This window comes from Mesorhizobium sp. J18 (assembly GCF_007829525.1).
Classification (GTDB): domain Bacteria; phylum Pseudomonadota; class Alphaproteobacteria; order Rhizobiales; family Rhizobiaceae; genus VLJP01.
Map to the genome: position 1 here is coordinate 285,220 of NZ_VLJP01000001.1, position 14,295 is coordinate 299,514.

The 14,295-nt window shown below is 59.8% G+C and carries 12 protein-coding genes; 7 read left to right on the top strand and 5 right to left on the bottom strand.

Annotation, left to right across the window (positions count from 1 at the left end):
• Window positions 1–194: 194 nt before the first annotated feature.
• Both L598_RS01355 and L598_RS01360 read left to right on the top strand, forming a co-directional pair.
• Entirely contained in the window at window positions 195–2,096 is a 1,902-nt protein-coding gene (locus L598_RS01355; RefSeq protein ID WP_144859283.1) for an LTA synthase family protein, read from the top strand.
• 123 nt (window positions 2,097–2,219) lie between these two features.
• Window positions 2,220–3,728: an ATP-binding protein gene (locus tag L598_RS01360; protein WP_144859285.1), complete on the top strand. Its 1,509-nt coding sequence runs from the start codon at window positions 2,220–2,222 to the stop codon at window positions 3,726–3,728.
• 3 nt (window positions 3,729–3,731) lie between these two features.
• Here the strand turns inward: L598_RS01360 and L598_RS01365 are convergent, their stop codons facing one another.
• The 5 genes from L598_RS01365 to hemB all read right to left on the bottom strand — a co-directional run bounded on the left by L598_RS01365 (window position 3,732) and on the right by hemB (window position 8,981).
• Window positions 3,732–4,574, bottom strand: a complete 843-nt coding sequence (locus tag L598_RS01365; RefSeq protein WP_144859370.1) for a DMT family transporter — start codon at window positions 4,572–4,574, stop codon at window positions 3,732–3,734.
• A gap of 111 nt (window positions 4,575–4,685) precedes the next feature.
• Window positions 4,686–5,441 (bottom strand): arginyltransferase, encoded by a 756-nt coding sequence (locus tag L598_RS01370; protein ID WP_144859287.1) that lies wholly within the window; start codon window positions 5,439–5,441, stop codon window positions 4,686–4,688.
• 19 nt (window positions 5,442–5,460) lie between these two features.
• Window positions 5,461–7,284: an SLC13 family permease gene (locus L598_RS01375; RefSeq protein ID WP_144859289.1), complete on the bottom strand. Its 1,824-nt coding sequence runs from the start codon at window positions 7,282–7,284 to the stop codon at window positions 5,461–5,463.
• Window positions 7,285–7,397: 113 nt separating this feature from the next.
• A complete protein-coding gene (locus tag L598_RS01380; RefSeq protein ID WP_144859291.1) occupies window positions 7,398–7,868 on the bottom strand; it encodes an RDD family protein in 471 nt (156 codons plus the stop codon).
• A 75-nt stretch (window positions 7,869–7,943) separates the two neighbouring features.
• Window positions 7,944–8,981 (bottom strand): porphobilinogen synthase, encoded by a 1,038-nt coding sequence (gene hemB, locus L598_RS01385; RefSeq protein ID WP_144859293.1) that lies wholly within the window; start codon window positions 8,979–8,981, stop codon window positions 7,944–7,946.
• A gap of 147 nt (window positions 8,982–9,128) precedes the next feature.
• Here hemB and L598_RS01390 point away from each other — a divergent pair, with 147 nt between their 5' ends.
• The 5 genes from L598_RS01390 (at window position 9,129) to glyA (ending at window position 14,290) form a co-directional block, all read left to right on the top strand.
• On the top strand, window positions 9,129–10,175 hold the full coding sequence (locus tag L598_RS01390; protein ID WP_144859372.1) for an enoyl-CoA hydratase/isomerase family protein: 1,047 nt from the start codon (window positions 9,129–9,131) through the stop codon (window positions 10,173–10,175).
• Window positions 10,175–10,594, top strand: coding sequence for a DUF6163 family protein (locus tag L598_RS01395; protein WP_144859295.1), 420 nt, complete (start codon window positions 10,175–10,177; stop codon window positions 10,592–10,594). The genes L598_RS01390 and L598_RS01395 overlap by 1 nt, the downstream gene beginning before the upstream one ends.
• A 145-nt stretch (window positions 10,595–10,739) precedes the next feature.
• The gene (locus L598_RS01400) at window positions 10,740–11,255 is read left to right on the top strand and encodes a MarR family winged helix-turn-helix transcriptional regulator (RefSeq protein WP_144859297.1); all 516 of its coding nucleotides are present in this window, start codon (window positions 10,740–10,742) and stop codon (window positions 11,253–11,255) included.
• 302 nt (window positions 11,256–11,557) lie between these two features.
• Window positions 11,558–12,814 (top strand): L,D-transpeptidase family protein, encoded by a 1,257-nt coding sequence (locus tag L598_RS01405; protein ID WP_144859298.1) that lies wholly within the window; start codon window positions 11,558–11,560, stop codon window positions 12,812–12,814.
• A 162-nt stretch (window positions 12,815–12,976) separates the two neighbouring features.
• Window positions 12,977–14,290, top strand: a complete 1,314-nt coding sequence (gene glyA, locus L598_RS01410) for a serine hydroxymethyltransferase (protein WP_144859301.1) — start codon at window positions 12,977–12,979, stop codon at window positions 14,288–14,290.
• The last annotated feature ends 5 nt before the right edge of the window (window positions 14,291–14,295 follow it).

A 14,295-nucleotide genomic window follows, 5' to 3' on the forward strand; every position in this document is an offset into this window, starting at 1 on the left:
TGAGCCCGATCGCAGCGGGCTTGGCAAATAAGTCATGCCGGTTGTGGAACGATCCTGGACTGCCGCCCTTTTTATGTCCATCTTCTACCCAATATGACAGTTTCATGTCATTTGGATGACAGTTTCATCAACCGCCAACGACGTTGAGCCTTGCGCGTCGGCGTCAGCGGGGTTGGCGGCGGAGAGCGGACCCAATGACCACCACCGAAGCCATTTCAGGCGCGCGTTTTTCCATAAGGCGGCTAAGCTATATTCCCATCACGATAGTTTTCTCTGCCATCCTCACAATCTGCATCGAATTCATCGTGCGCGGAACGGGTGAGGGGGTCTGGCACTTCCTTGGCACCGAGCCGAGAGCAATGCTCACGACCACCTTCGCCATCACGTTTGGCTTGTGGATCATCGATGCGGTAGTCGGCCGCTCCTATGTCGGCATGGGCTTCGTGGCCTCGGCCCTTTTGCTGATGGCGCTATCCAGTCGCGTAAAGAACCTCTTCCTCGGCGCACCGCTTTATCCCACTGACTTCGTTTTCCTGCACCAGATCATTGATCTCTTTCCGTTGCTGATCGAGAACAGAATGTTCCTGCTGACGGCAGCCGTCGCGATCCCGGTCGCGCTTTTCGCTGCCTTCGGTACCGGCATATTGCGTTATCGCCGGGCGAGGCCCCTGCCGGCTCTGGCGCGGGCAGCCATGGTGGCCATATCGGTGCCGTCACTCGTGATCGTTGGGGCGAATCTCAACTACCGGTCTTTCTCGCAGTTGCGCATCTTCCTTGGCCTGGAACCCATGGTCTGGGATCAGGCCGCCAATTACCGGCACAACGGCTTCCTGGCCGCCTTCGCCATGAACGTGCCGATGGCGATGGTTTCCACCCCATCCGGCTACTCCAAGAAGATCATGGCGACCATTCCCGCTCCCGGGGTCTTCGTGACGCCGACGGAAAAGCCCGATGTCGTCATGGTCATGGTGGAATCCCTATGGGATCCGAGGCGGCTGGAAGGCGTGACCATAGAGCCCGATCCGCTGGCGACCTTCCGGAAATACTCATCCGGGCATGTCTTTTCGCCGGAGATGGGTGGGCTGACAGCCAATGTCGAATTCGAGGCACTGACCGGTTTTTCAAACGCCTTTCTGCCGGACGGGAGCGTCCCCTACCAGCAATATGTGCGCCACAAGACGCCGTCGCTTGCCTCCATGTTCGGCGATCTTGGCTATGTGACCCGCGCACTGCATCCTTATCGGGAATGGTTCTGGAACAGGGCCTCCGTCTATAAGGAATTCGGCTTCGACGAATTCCGCTCCAAGGAACGGCTGCCCGTTCTTGAGAAGCGCGGACCGGAAGCCTCCGACAGCGCCTTTGTCGAGGAGCTTATTCGACAGGCAGACAGGATCAAGAAGCCTTTCTTCTTCTTCGGCGTAACCCTTCAGAATCACGGCCCCTACAGACCTGGCCGCTACAAGGACACGACGCTCGAAGTCTCCAGCCCATATGGCAGTAAAGTAGATGGGCCGGTGCTTTCCTATGCCGAAGGCGCATTGGATGCCGATCGCATGCTGGCGCGGCTGATCGAGTGGGCCGAGAATCGCCAGCGACCGACCATCATCATCGCGTTCGGCGATCATTTGCCCCCATTGGCCTCAGTCTATACCGATACCGGTTATCTGCACGATCCGACCGCCAAGGGCGACGAACTGGTAGAGGGATTGATGCGCCAGCGCGAGACACCGCTCGTCATATGGTCGAACCGCACCGGCGCAGTGCGCGACCTCGGCACGATCAGCCCCGCCTATATCCCGCTGCATCTGTTGCGGCTGGCTGGCATCAGCCATCCTTTCTATACGGGCTTTCTCGGCCACCTTTTCGAGCAATATCCCGTCGTCGAGCGCAGGCTGCTGAAAGAGCGGCTGGACAGCTACAAGATCGACTGGACGCGTCACCGTCCCCTGCCGCCGTCTCTGAAATTCTTCTGGCTCGTCCAGTATGACCAGATGTTCGGCCGGGGTTTCGCAACCGATACCATGTTCCCGAAGAACCCTGTCGAGCCACGGCTTTCGGTCTCAGCCGGAGATTACTCCTTCTCGGCGCAGCACTAGGTTCCCACCCGGAGGGGCCATCCCCTTTATTCCTTCATCCTCCTGTGGATTGGGCGGGAATGGCCCGCCATACCCGTCCCCGGGATGATAGACAGGGCTCCGTCAAGTCACGAGGCCAAGGGAATGAAGGTCGGCATCGACATGGGAACCGGCGCAAACGGCGCGCCAGCCATGATTGATCTGGAGGAGTTGCTTGCCACGCGCCTGCTCGTTCAGGGCAATTCCGGCTCGGGCAAGTCGCACCTGCTGCGCCGGCTGCTGGAGCAGAGCGCGCCTTGGGTTCAGCAATGCGTGATCGACCCCGAGGGCGATTTCGTCACGCTGTCCGACAAGTTCGGCCATGTGGTGGTCGATGCTGCCCGTTCCGAGACCGAACTGACCCGTATTGCAGGCCGAATCCGCCAGCATCGCGTTTCGGTCGTGCTCAATCTGGAGGGTCTTGAAACCGACCAGCAGATGCGAGCGGCAGCAGCTTTTCTTGGCGGCATGTTTGATGCGGATCGCGATCATTGGTATCCGGTCCTGATGGTGGTTGACGAGGCGCAGCTTTTCGCGCCCGCGGCAGCCGGCGAGGTGGCCGAAGATGCCCGGCGGCTATCGCTCGCGGCGATGACCAACCTGATGTGCCGCGGGCGAAAGCGCGGCCTTGCCGGCGTCATCGCCACCCAGCGCCTGGCAAAGCTGGCCAAGAATGTCGCCGCCGAAGCATCGAACTTTTTGATGGGACGCACTTTCCTCGATATCGACATGGCGCGCGCTGCTGATCTTCTCGGCATGGATCGCCGGCAGGCCGAACAATTCCGGGATCTCCAACGCGGCTGTTTCGTGGCTTTGGGCCCGGCGATTTCGCGCCGCCCGGTCGCCGTCACCATTGGCCCGGTCGAAACATCGGCTCGTTCCATCAGCCCGAAGCTGCTGCCATTGCCGGAAACGCCTCCGAAGGACGCAGCCGAGTTGATCTTTGCTGCCGAACCGGAGGAAACCCGCCCCCCGCCGAGGAAACGCGCGGAACCTCCGCCCACGCCTACAGCCGACATCATGGCACAGCTTGTCCGGGCTGCCGAGACAAATGCAGCCAACTCCTCGGCGCCTGCCGAGATTGACGAGGCCGGGCGGACGGCCATGCTGGACCGGATCATTGGAGAGATAGTCGCTGATCCGGAGGCGGGTTTTCGCACGAATTCTGTGCTTTATCAGGATTTTCTCGTCCGCTGTCGCATCCATCGCGTGCCCGGTACGCCGCTGACCCTGTCAGCTTTCCGCCGTCGGTTGGCGGTGGCCCGATCGGGCGTTGATGACGAGATGGCCTCGGGCGAAACGTGGCGGCAGGCGCTCGCCTTGTCGGAAAGCCTGACGGAGGACATACAGGGCGTATTCCTGGCCGTGGCGCGCGCCGCCATTGCCGGTGAGCCTTGTCCATCCGATGCCAGGCTGGCAACCATTTACGGCACGCATTCACCCAGCCGCGCGCGACGGTTGCTCACTTATTTTGAGGAGCGCGGGCTGCTGGTCGTGCGAAAGGACTTGCGCGGAGGTCGCGTCGTCAATTTCCCTGATCTCGGCTGCGAAACGGCTCCGGGAGATCCGAACGCCCCCGATGATATTCTGGAGCCCCGCGACGCGGCGGAATAGCTGTCAGACCGGATGCCGGATGGTCTGCGCGGGCCGCCGCTTGCGCCCCTGGTGAAGCTGCCAGAGGGAATGCGTGATCAGCGCCACGATCAGGATCGCGCCGCCGATCAGGCTCTGGGTGGATGGAACCTCGCTGAAGATCATCCACACCCAGACAGGCGCTAGCACGGTTTCCAGCAAGTAGAACATGGCCACCTCTGGGCCCGAGATGTATTTCGGCCCGTTGGCGAGACAGAAGAACGCGATCGGCATGATGACGGCGCCGTTGAAGATGATCCACCACGGTGCTTCGACCCTGTAGCCCACCTGCGAGACCAGGAAAGTCGAAACAGCGAAAGGCAGGATTACCGCGATAAGGGCGGCAAATCCCATGTCCCTGCCGCTGGCGCGCGTGATCGTGATGGCCGAGGCAATGAGGAAGGCCGAGGTGAGGGCCAGCATGTCGCCGAAGAAATTGCCGGCGCCGAGGCTGTCGCCTACGATGATCAGCACGCCGACAAGCATCACAGCCATTGTGACCAGCGTCACCGGCTTCGGTCGCTCTTTGAGGAATATCCAGGACAGAAGCGCGGCGAACATCGAATTGAAGGCGAGAATGAAGACGAGATTGGCCGTGGAGGTATGGAAGACCGCTATCGTGAAAGTGATGGAGGAAAGCGCATAAAGGAGCGCCACCACCAGACCGATTCGGCCAGGGATCAGCGGCGGCACGTTGCGCGAGAAGGATCGCCAGACGAGCCATATGAGGAGCGTCGCAACCACCGTCGTGCCGCTACGCATCATCAGGATCGACCAGGAATTGCCGTCGGCAAGGCGGATCAGCGGAATATCGACTGTAAGCGTCATACCGCCAATGGCGGTCAAAAGCAGACCCCTGGAATGGTTGGCGTCAAGCGTCGACACTGCGGAAGCTCCGTGAAGGCGGGAAGAAGGAAGAGGCGTGAAGGGGCTGCCCGATCAGGCGTCGCCGTCGTAGCGTTCCCAGCCTTTCGGGCCGAGATGTTCCTGCGGCCTGAAGCGCACCTTATAGGCCATCTTGCGCGATCCGTTGACCCAGTAGCCGAGATAGACATGGGGCAGACCGGCTGCCTTGGCGCGTTCGATATGGTCGAGGATCATGAGGGTGCCGAGCGAACGGTCTTCCAGCTCCGGATTGAAGAAGGAATAGACCATCGAAAGGCCGTCAGCCATCTGATCGGTCAAGGCTACCGCCATGAGTTCGCCTTCGCCCTTGCCGGTAATGAAGGAATTCGGGCCCCGCTGCCGATATTCGATGATCTTGGTGATGACATGGCTGTCTTCCACCATCATCGCATAGTCGAGCACCGTCATGTCCGACATGCCGCCTTTGCGGTGTCGCGCGTCGAGATAGGTGCGGAAGAGAGAATATTGCTCGGTGGTGGGTTCGGCCTCATGTGCGGTGCCGATCAGGTCCGCATTGCGCCTCCAGACGCGCTTCATGTTGCGCGTCGGCTCGAATTCCTGGGCAAGGATACGCACCGAGACGCAGGCGCGGCACGTTTCGCAGGCCGGACGATAGGCGATGTTCTGCGACCGGCGAAAACCGCCCTGAGTCAAAAGATCGTTCAGTTCCGGCGCCTTGTCTCCTACCAGATGCGTGAACACCTTCCGCTCCAGTTGCCCCTCGAGATACGGACAGGGCGAAGGAGCGGTGAGAAAGAATTGCGGTGACTGGGTCGGATGCTGCGTCATGGAGCGGTGAGTCTTGGATTCACAAGCCGTAATACCATGGCCCCACGATAGAAAACGTCAACCATATTATCGCGACAAGAGGAATTCCGGCCTTTATGAAATCGGCGAAGGAATAATGGCCCGGGCCCATCACCATCAGGTTGGTCTGATATCCGATTGGTGTGGCGAAGGAGCAATTGGCTGCGAAGATCGTCGCCGTGACGAAGGCTTCTGCCGGAGCCCCGCTTGCACTGGCGATACCGATGGCGATCGGCGTGAACAGGACCGCAGTGGCGTTGTTCGACAGGAAATTCGTGAGGATGGCCACCACGGCGAAGTAACCGGATAGAATGACTGCGGTGCTCTGTCCGTTCAGCAAGGCGACCGCGCCGTCCGCGATCAGCTGTGCGCCCCCCGTTCGTTCGAGTGCCGTTGCGGCTGCGATGGAAGACCCCACCAGCAGGAATATCTGCCGGTCGAAGGAGCGCCCGGCCTGCGGCAGGGTGAGGCAGCCGGTTGCGATCATGGCGAAGGCACCGATGATCGAGGTCGCCACGATAGGCAGGATATTGAAGGCGGCAGTCAGCACGATAGCCGCGAAGATGGCGAAGGCGATGCCTGCCTTTCGGCGCTGGGGAACAGCTTCCGCCGACCATTCAAGCACGAGCAGATCATGGCTTTCGCGCAGATCCTCGAAGGCCTTGTCGGTGCCTCCGACAAGGATCGTATCGCCCGGCTCCAGCCTGATATCAGACATTGCCAGACGGCCCATGCGGCTTTTGCGCTGCACGCCGAGCATATGGACGCCGTGCGTGGTTTCGATGCCGGCATTGCGCACCGTCCGGCCGGCATGGCGCGATCCAGGCGGAATAACCGCCTCGGCTACGTGATAGTCGGGTCCGAGTGGCTGCAGCGGGTTGCCCGGTGGCGGTGTTTCGCTGTCACTGGCGATAAGGCCGCCTGAAGCCCGTGCAAGCGTCTGCATGAAGACGCGGCGCGTGGCCGTCACCACAAGGCAATCGCCTTCCGAGAGCACGACATTTTCGAAAGGCGGAAAGAAGCTGATGCCGCGCCGAATGATGAGACGGGGCGTCAGCTCACCGAGACCGGGAAACAGGCCGGCGCGCGATTCGATTCCGAGAAACGGGTGTCGCGGCCCCAGCCTTATCTCGCCGATGAACTGAGTGCCGGACTGGCTCTGGCGGAAGCTTCTCTGGGTGGTCTTATCGCGCAGGATGCGCGGCATGACGAAAAGCACATAGACCGCGCCCGCGGCCGCCAGAAAAAGGCCGGGAATGGTAATGTCGAAGAAGCCAATATTTATGCTCGATCGGGCCGCCACACCAGCCACGAGAAGGTTCGTAGATGAGCCGATCAACGTCGTCATGCCGCCGAGGATGGTGAGGAAGGAAAGCGGCATCAGCGCTTTGGAGGCAGCGAAATTCCGCTGTGCGGCGAGCATGGTCAGGATAGGAATGAAGATGACCACGACAGGCGTGTTGTTGAGGAAAGCGCTGAGGGTGGCAGCCGAAAGCAGCGTTATCGCCATGGCGCGGGTACTCGACCCTCCGGCCACTCGCGCAATCATCCGGACGGGCCGATCCATCGCATCGGTGGCGAAAAGCCCCTGGCCGACGATAAGCAGCCCCATCACTGTTGCCAGTGCGGGGTTGGCGAAGCCGGAAAGCAGAGCTTCAGGATGCAGCGGCCCGCTGGGGCCTTCATAGGGGAAGACGGCAAAAAGGGCGAGGAAAGCCGCCAGGCTCGCCAGTGCGACCATCTCCAGCGCAAAGCGCTCGCTCGCATAGGCGACGACCGAAAGCACGATGATCAGATAGGTCGCCCAAATGTGAAGATCGGCCATTGCTTGTCCCGTCGCAAATGTGCGGCGCAGCATAGGGCCGGTTTATCGGGCCGCAAGCTGACTTTTAGGAAACCGAGGTCAGCCTGTGCAAAAATGGATCGCTGTTAGATTGCTTATTTGTCGGTGCGCACCACGACGGTGCCGAGCAGTAGATCGTGCAGGGTGCGCTTGCGGTCGAGGAAGAGCGTCGCCAGCAGGATCAATGGCGTCAGGATCACATTGCCAGCCCAGAAGAGCACGGTATGGACCACGGCAATCACGGGGCCTATCGAGCCGCCGTCGAGTCTTTCCAGGCGAATGGACATCATGCGCATGCCAAGCGTTGCCTGTTCGCGCCCGCCCAGCGTTGCCGCAACATAGAAAAGGGCCACTACCGGCCCGAGCACGCCAAAAAGCGCCCATCCGAGACCGAGAGTGATAATGCCAAGCAATGCAACGATGATCGCAAAGGGAATGCACAAGAGGCCGACGATCAGATAGTCGAGCACGAAGGCAAGCACGCGCCGGGTGCGGACACCATCATAGAGCCTCACGTCATCGAAACGCGAGGTCAGGATTTCGCCGTCAAGGATACGTGTGGCCATCGAACTTCCCTGCATCTACCGGCAGCGGCCTCGCTGCTCCCAACCAGAGGCAAATGGGGAGATGGGCCGTTGTTTTCAAGCTCCGGCGGAAAGCCGCTCGGCGACTTCGGGGGCGAAATAGGTGAGGATGCCATCACAGCCGGCCCGCTTGAAGGCCAGCAGGCTTTCCATCATCGCCCGCTCGCCGTCGATCCAGCCATTGGCGGCAGCGGCGCGGATCATCGAATATTCGCCCGATACCTGATAGGCGAAGGTCGGCATTCGGAACTCATCCTTCAGGACCCGGACGATATCGAGATAGGGCAGGCCGGGCTTGACCATGATCATGTCGGCGCCCTCGGCAAGATCCTGCTCCGTCTCGCGGACCGCCTCGTCGCAATTGGCGGGATCGATGTAGTAGGTCTTCTTGTCGCCTTTCAGCAGCCCGCCTGTCCCGATCGCCTCGCGATAGGGGCCGTAGAAGGCGGATGCGAACTTGGTCGCATAGGACATGATGGCCACATCCTGAAAGCCGCTGCCGTCGAGCGCGTCGCGAATGGCGCCGATGCGCCCGTCCATCATGTCGGAGGGCGCGATGATGTCGGCCCCTGCGGCCGCCTGCAGCACGGCCGCTTCGGCGATCTGCGCCACGGTCTCATCATTGACGATGATGCCATTGATGAGGATGCCGTCATGGCCGTGATCGGTGAACGGATCGAGCGCGACATCGGTGATAATGCCGATCTCCGGCGCGGCATCCTTGATCGCCCGCGTGGCGCGGTTGATGAGGTTGTCCGGGTTCAATATGTCCGAGCCGGTCCGGTCGCGAAGCTTCATATCTATGTTGGGGAAGGTTGCTATCGCAGGAATTCCCAGACCTGCTGCGCGTTTGGCCTCTTTCGCCGCCAGATCGACCGAATAGCGATAGACGCCCGGCATGGCGGCGACTTCCTCACGCCGATTCTCGCCGTCGATGAGGAAAATCGGCCATATGAGATCGTCCACCGTCAGCCGGTTTTCCTGCACCAGCCGGCGCGACCAGTCCGCCTTGCGCATACGGCGCAGCCTGCGGCTGTCAGTGATCTCGTCTACACTTCTGATATTGGCGGGCTTGGCCCGGCTGATCCTGTTCACGGCTCGCCTCCAGATTGGCGCGTTTCTATCATGGGCGAAGGGGCGTGACCAACCCCGTCTTGTCGCAGCCCGATATTCGCGGCATTGACGCGGCACCGCGGCGTCAATAATCACGCTTGAGAAAGAAGCGAGGAGGCTGATTTGCGCTTGGACTTCGGCGGCGAGGAAGACATCCTTTTCGAACGCATAGGCAAAGCCGGCGTCGTGACGCTCAACCGGCCCAGGGCCCTGAACGCGCTCAATCATCGCATGGTCAACGCGCTTTCCCGCGCCCTGCAGGAATGGGAGGCTGACAGCAAGGTCGCCCTCGTCATCGTCAAGGGCGAAGGACGCGCCTTTTCGGCCGGCGGCGATATCCTCGACGTCTACAGGGCCGGAATGGAGGGCAAGGCAAGCCCACAATTCTTCGCCGACGAATACCGGCTCAATGCAGCCATCGCGCGTTTTCCGAAACCCTATGTGGCACTGATCGACGGAATCGTCATGGGGGGAGGGGTGGGCATATCCTTCCATGGCTCGCATCGCATCATGACGGAAAACGCCGTTTTCGCCATGCCCGAAGTGGGGATCGGTTTCTTCCCCGATGTGGGGGGCAGCTTTCTCCTGGCAAACCTCCCTCGCAGTTTCGGCATGTATCTTGGACTGACCGGAAATCGTATCAAGCGCGGCGATGCGCTTTGGTCCGGTCTGGCGACCCATGTGGTCGACGCCGAATTGTTGCCGGAGCTTCTCGGCGAACTGACCGTCACCGGCAATATCCGCGCAGCCTTGCGGTCCCGAACGGTGCAGGCACCGCGTGAGATAGATGAGGCGGCTGTCCATGCCATCTCGCACCATTTCTCCTGCGACACGCTTGAGGCGATTTTCGCCAGCCTGCGTGAAGCAGCCAATGACGGTGATGAGTTTGCTCGTGCCACGCTGGAGACGATGCTCAAACGCTCTCCCACCAGCATGCATGTCGCATTCAGGCAGATCAGCACTGGAGGCATGCTGAGCATGGATGAGTGCATGCGGATGGAATATCGCATCCTCAATCGTATGCTTACCGGCCATGATTTCTATGAAGGCATCCGGGCTGCACTGATCGACAAAGGGTCTACGCCGCAATGGAAACCGGCACGGCTGGAGGATGTCGATCCGGCAGACATCGAAGCTTATTTCGCGCCGCTTCCGAACGGGGAACTCGAATTATAATGAATGAGCCGGCCGCACACCTCGTGCCGAGACCGGGTACGCTAGACATTGCTTTCGATTGGTTCCTCCGCCTGACGGCGGCTGGCTGCATGTATCTCGGCCTGCTCTATTGGGTGCGCCTGATCGGCCTTTACGACGGCACGCTCTGGCGCTTCGACATCATGCCCCTGCACTGGCAGATTGCAGCCGTCACCCTGGCCGTCCTCTTCCCGTTTGCCGCTGTCGGCCTTTGGCTGCTTGCCTCATGGGGGCCGGTCATCTGGTTTCTGTGCGCGGCGATCGAGGCGGTCATGCATGGCGGGTTCCCGGCTCTCTTCGGCCGCAAGCCGGAAATACTGGCGATGCATGCGGCGGTTGCCATCATCTATGCCGGCTTCCGTCTTGCCTTCTATATCAGGAAGCGGCGCGCCGCTTCTTAACTCCAGATTAGCCCTCTTTGTAGTCCGGCAAACGTAAGCTCCTGTTAAGCTTGGCGTTTAAGTCGAATTTTAGATGTATTCGATAGGGTCGCGACCAAGGTGAGAAACAAAAACAATCACCGGCGTCAACAGAGAGGCAAAAATCATGATCAACTCGCGACTCGCCGCGAAGAATTCATATATCAATGATGAACGTGTGGAAACTCTTCATTCGCTTTACTTGGAATCCATGCAACTCGTTGAGAGGCTTCACCGTCGCCTTCTTGATGTGATCAAGGATGAGTTTGAGCGTAACGGTCGCACCGACATCAATGCCATCCAGGCGCTGCTGCTCTTCAATATCGGCAATTCGGAGCTGACGGCCGGCGAATTGCGCACCCGCGGCTATTATCTGGGGTCGAATGTTTCCTACAATCTCAAGAAGCTCGTGGACCTCGGTTTCATCCATCATCAGCGGTCGCGTATCGATCGTCGCTCGGTTCGCGTGAGCCTGACGCCAAAGGGGCAGGAGATCGCCGATGTCGTGGCCGGACTCTATCAGCGCCATGTCGGGTCCATCGAGCAGGTGGGCGGCATCAATCAGGAAGAGTTCCGTCAGATGAACAAGGCTCTGCAGCGGCTCGACCGGTTCTGGAACGACACCATCGCCTACCGTATGTGACAGCTCCATCGCGGGTGGCGCGATGGACACAGTTCGCATCAAAACGAAAGCGGGCGCCAGATGTGGCTCCCGCTTCCCTTGTTTGTGGCTCAATCGGTCACGTTAAGGCCATATTCCAATGAAAACGGGAAAAGCATCGACGCGGCGAACCGGTCTCGTTTCGCTGCAAGGAACGTTCTCGCCCCGCACGCTCGACCGCGGTTGCGGAGTTTGGACATGGTTAGCGGTATGTTAACGATGCCCGGCAAAAGTATTGGCTGAAATGTCCTCGCTGCGAATGTTTTGATGGGATAGCGGAAAAGATGCAAACCAATCGTCGCAAGTTTCTGACCACTGCCGGCGCGCTTGCCGCGACGGCGTTTTCAGGCTCTGCACTGGCACAGAATGTTCTTAACGACATAATCAACGCGCCACGGCGCGGCAGCTGGAACGATCAGTTCGATGCTCGTGGCGGCAGCAGCCGCGGCGAGGTGATCTCCCATCTGCCGATCATGAGCCCGCAGACAATCGCCTATGTTGAGGCAGCGATCCGCGATTATCAGCAGATCGTCGCTAGCGGCGGCTGGCCAATGGTGCCGGAGAACAAAAAGCTCCAGCTTGGCGTCATTGACCCTGATGTTGAAATTTTGCGTCGCAGGCTGATGATTTCGGGCGATCTGCCGCAACAGGCGGGTATGTCGCCAGCCTTCGATTCCTACGTGGATTCGGCACTCAAGCGCTTCCAGGCTCGTCACGGCCTGCCTGGCGACGGCGTCACAGGCAGATTTACCTATGCCGCGCTGAATGCCTCGGCACAGCTTCGTCTCGGTCAGCTAGAGACCAATCTGGTCCGGCTGCGTTCCATGGCGGGTCCCCTCGGCGACCGCTATGTCATGGTCAACATTCCCGCCGCCCAGATCGAGGCGGTGGAGAATGGCCGTGTGGTGATGCGCAATACGGCAATTGTCGGCAAGGTCGATCGTCAGACTCCGATCCTGAGCTCCAAGATCAACGAGATTATCATCAACCCGTACTGGAACGCGCCGGCGTCGATCGTCCGCAAGGACATCATTCCGCTGATGCGCAAGAACCCGAATTATCTGGCCGACAATAATATCCGTGTCCTCGGCCCCGATGGTAACGAGATCGATCCGATGACGATTGACTGGTCCACAGACGAGGCCGCCAATCTTCGCTTCCGACAGGATCCGGGTCAGATCAACGCGATGGCCTCGGTCAAGATCAATTTCCCGAATTCGCATGCCGTCTACATGCACGACACGCCCCAGCAAACGCTGTTCCATGACATGGACCGTTTCTATTCCTCGGGCTGCGTTCGTGTGCAGAATGTGCGTGATCTTGTCACCTGGCTTCTGCGCAATACGCAGGGCTGGGATCGCCAGCGTTTTGAAAGGACGATCAAGACCGAAGAGAATGTACCGGTCAATCTCGCCGATCCGGTGCCGGTCTACTTCACCTATTTCACGGCCTGGTCCACCGGAGATGGCATCGTGCATTTCCGCGATGACATCTATGGCCGCGACGGTGCGGCGGAACTGCAGATTTCGACCGCTCTCTGATCGCTTTGGCGCAAAGGTCCGAAAGCCGCTCCGGATGGGGCGGCTTTTCTTTTGGAATGGCGCAACAAGGGCAGGAATTTTCGCGCCGTGAACGTGGCAGGGTCGCCTGAAACATGTTAATGGCGCGCCATTCCGCGCCGTTCCCAAGAGGTTGAAACTGCCATGGCAATTGCGAATGCCGTTTCGGCACAGGCCGACTCGTTCTTCTCGTCACCACTCGAGGAAATAGATCCAGATATCTTCCTTGCGATCCGCAACGAACTCGGTCGCCAGCGTCACGAAATCGAGCTGATCGCGTCGGAGAACATCGTTTCCCGCGCCGTTCTTGAAGCGCAAGGGTCGATCCTGACGAACAAATATGCCGAAGGCTATCCCGGCAAGCGCTATTACGGCGGTTGCCAGTTTGTGGATGTCGCCGAGGAACTGGCGATCGAACGGGCCAAGAAGCTGTTTGAGTGCAAATTTGCCAATGTGCAGCCGAACTCCGGCAGCCAGATGAACCAGGCGGTGTTTCTCGCTCTGCTTCAGCCGGGCGACACTTTCATGGGCCTCGACCTCAATTCGGGCGGCCATCTCACCCATGGATCGCCGGTCAACATGTCCGGCAAATGGTTCAACGTCGTCTCCTATGGCGTGCGCCGCGACGATCATCTGCTCGACATGGACGAGGTGGAGCGACTGGCCAATGAGCACAAGCCGAAGCTGATCCTCGCCGGCGGGACCGCCTATTCGCGCATCTGGGACTGGAAGCGTTTCCGCGAGATTGCGGATTCGGTCGGCGCCTGGCTGATGGTCGATATGGCGCATATCGCCGGACTGGTCGCGGGCGGCGTGCACCCTTCGCCCTTGCCCCATGCGCATGTAGTCACGACAACCACGCACAAATCGCTGCGTGGTCCGCGCGGCGGCATGATCCTGACCAATGAAGAGGATATCGCCAAGAAGATCAATTCGGCGGTTTTCCCCGGTCTTCAGGGTGGTCCGTTGATGCATGTTATAGCAGCCAAGGCGGTTGCGCTCGGAGAAGCGCTGCAGCCCTCCTTCAGAACCTATGCTCATGATGTTGTCGCCAATGCCAAGGCGCTTGCGGAAAGCCTGAAGAGCACTGGCCTCGATATCGTTTCCGGCGGCACGGACAATCATCTGATGCTGGTCGATCTGAGGCCCAAGAACGCAACCGGCAAACGTGCCGAGGCCGCCCTTGGCCGCGCCAACATCACCTGCAACAAGAACGGTATTCCTTTCGATCCGGAAAAGCCGTTCGTGACCTCGGGCATTCGTCTTGGAACGCCTGCCGGCACCACGCGCGGTTTCGGGGTCGCCGAGTTCCAGGAGATCGGCCAGCTCATCGCCGAAGTTCTCGATGGCCTCAAAGCGGCCAATTCCGACGAGGGCAATCACGCCGTCGAAGAGGCTGTGAAGGCAAAAGTCGTGGCGCTTACGGACCGCTTTCCGCTTTATCCGTATTTGGGGTAAGTCTA

Excerpts from the sequence above, each read along its gene's own strand:
- glyA (WP_144859301.1), top strand. The coding sequence starts at position 12,977 with ATGGCAATTGCGAATGCCGTTTCGGCACAGGCCGACTCGTTCTTCTCG.
- L598_RS01400 (WP_144859297.1), top strand. The coding sequence starts at position 10,740 with ATGATCAACTCGCGACTCGCCGCGAAGAATTCATATATCAATGATGAA.
- L598_RS01380 (WP_144859291.1), bottom strand. The coding sequence starts at position 7,868 with ATGGCCACACGTATCCTTGACGGCGAAATCCTGACCTCGCGTTTCGAT.
- L598_RS01365 (WP_144859370.1), bottom strand. The coding sequence starts at position 4,574 with ATGACGCTTACAGTCGATATTCCGCTGATCCGCCTTGCCGACGGCAAT.
- L598_RS01405 (WP_144859298.1), top strand. The coding sequence starts at position 11,558 with ATGCAAACCAATCGTCGCAAGTTTCTGACCACTGCCGGCGCGCTTGCC.
- L598_RS01360 (WP_144859285.1), top strand. The coding sequence starts at position 2,220 with ATGAAGGTCGGCATCGACATGGGAACCGGCGCAAACGGCGCGCCAGCC.
- L598_RS01395 (WP_144859295.1), top strand. The coding sequence starts at position 10,175 with ATGAATGAGCCGGCCGCACACCTCGTGCCGAGACCGGGTACGCTAGAC.
- L598_RS01375 (WP_144859289.1), bottom strand. The coding sequence starts at position 7,284 with ATGGCCGATCTTCACATTTGGGCGACCTATCTGATCATCGTGCTTTCG.
- L598_RS01370 (WP_144859287.1), bottom strand. The coding sequence starts at position 5,441 with ATGACGCAGCATCCGACCCAGTCACCGCAATTCTTTCTCACCGCTCCT.
- L598_RS01355 (WP_144859283.1), top strand. The coding sequence starts at position 195 with ATGACCACCACCGAAGCCATTTCAGGCGCGCGTTTTTCCATAAGGCGG.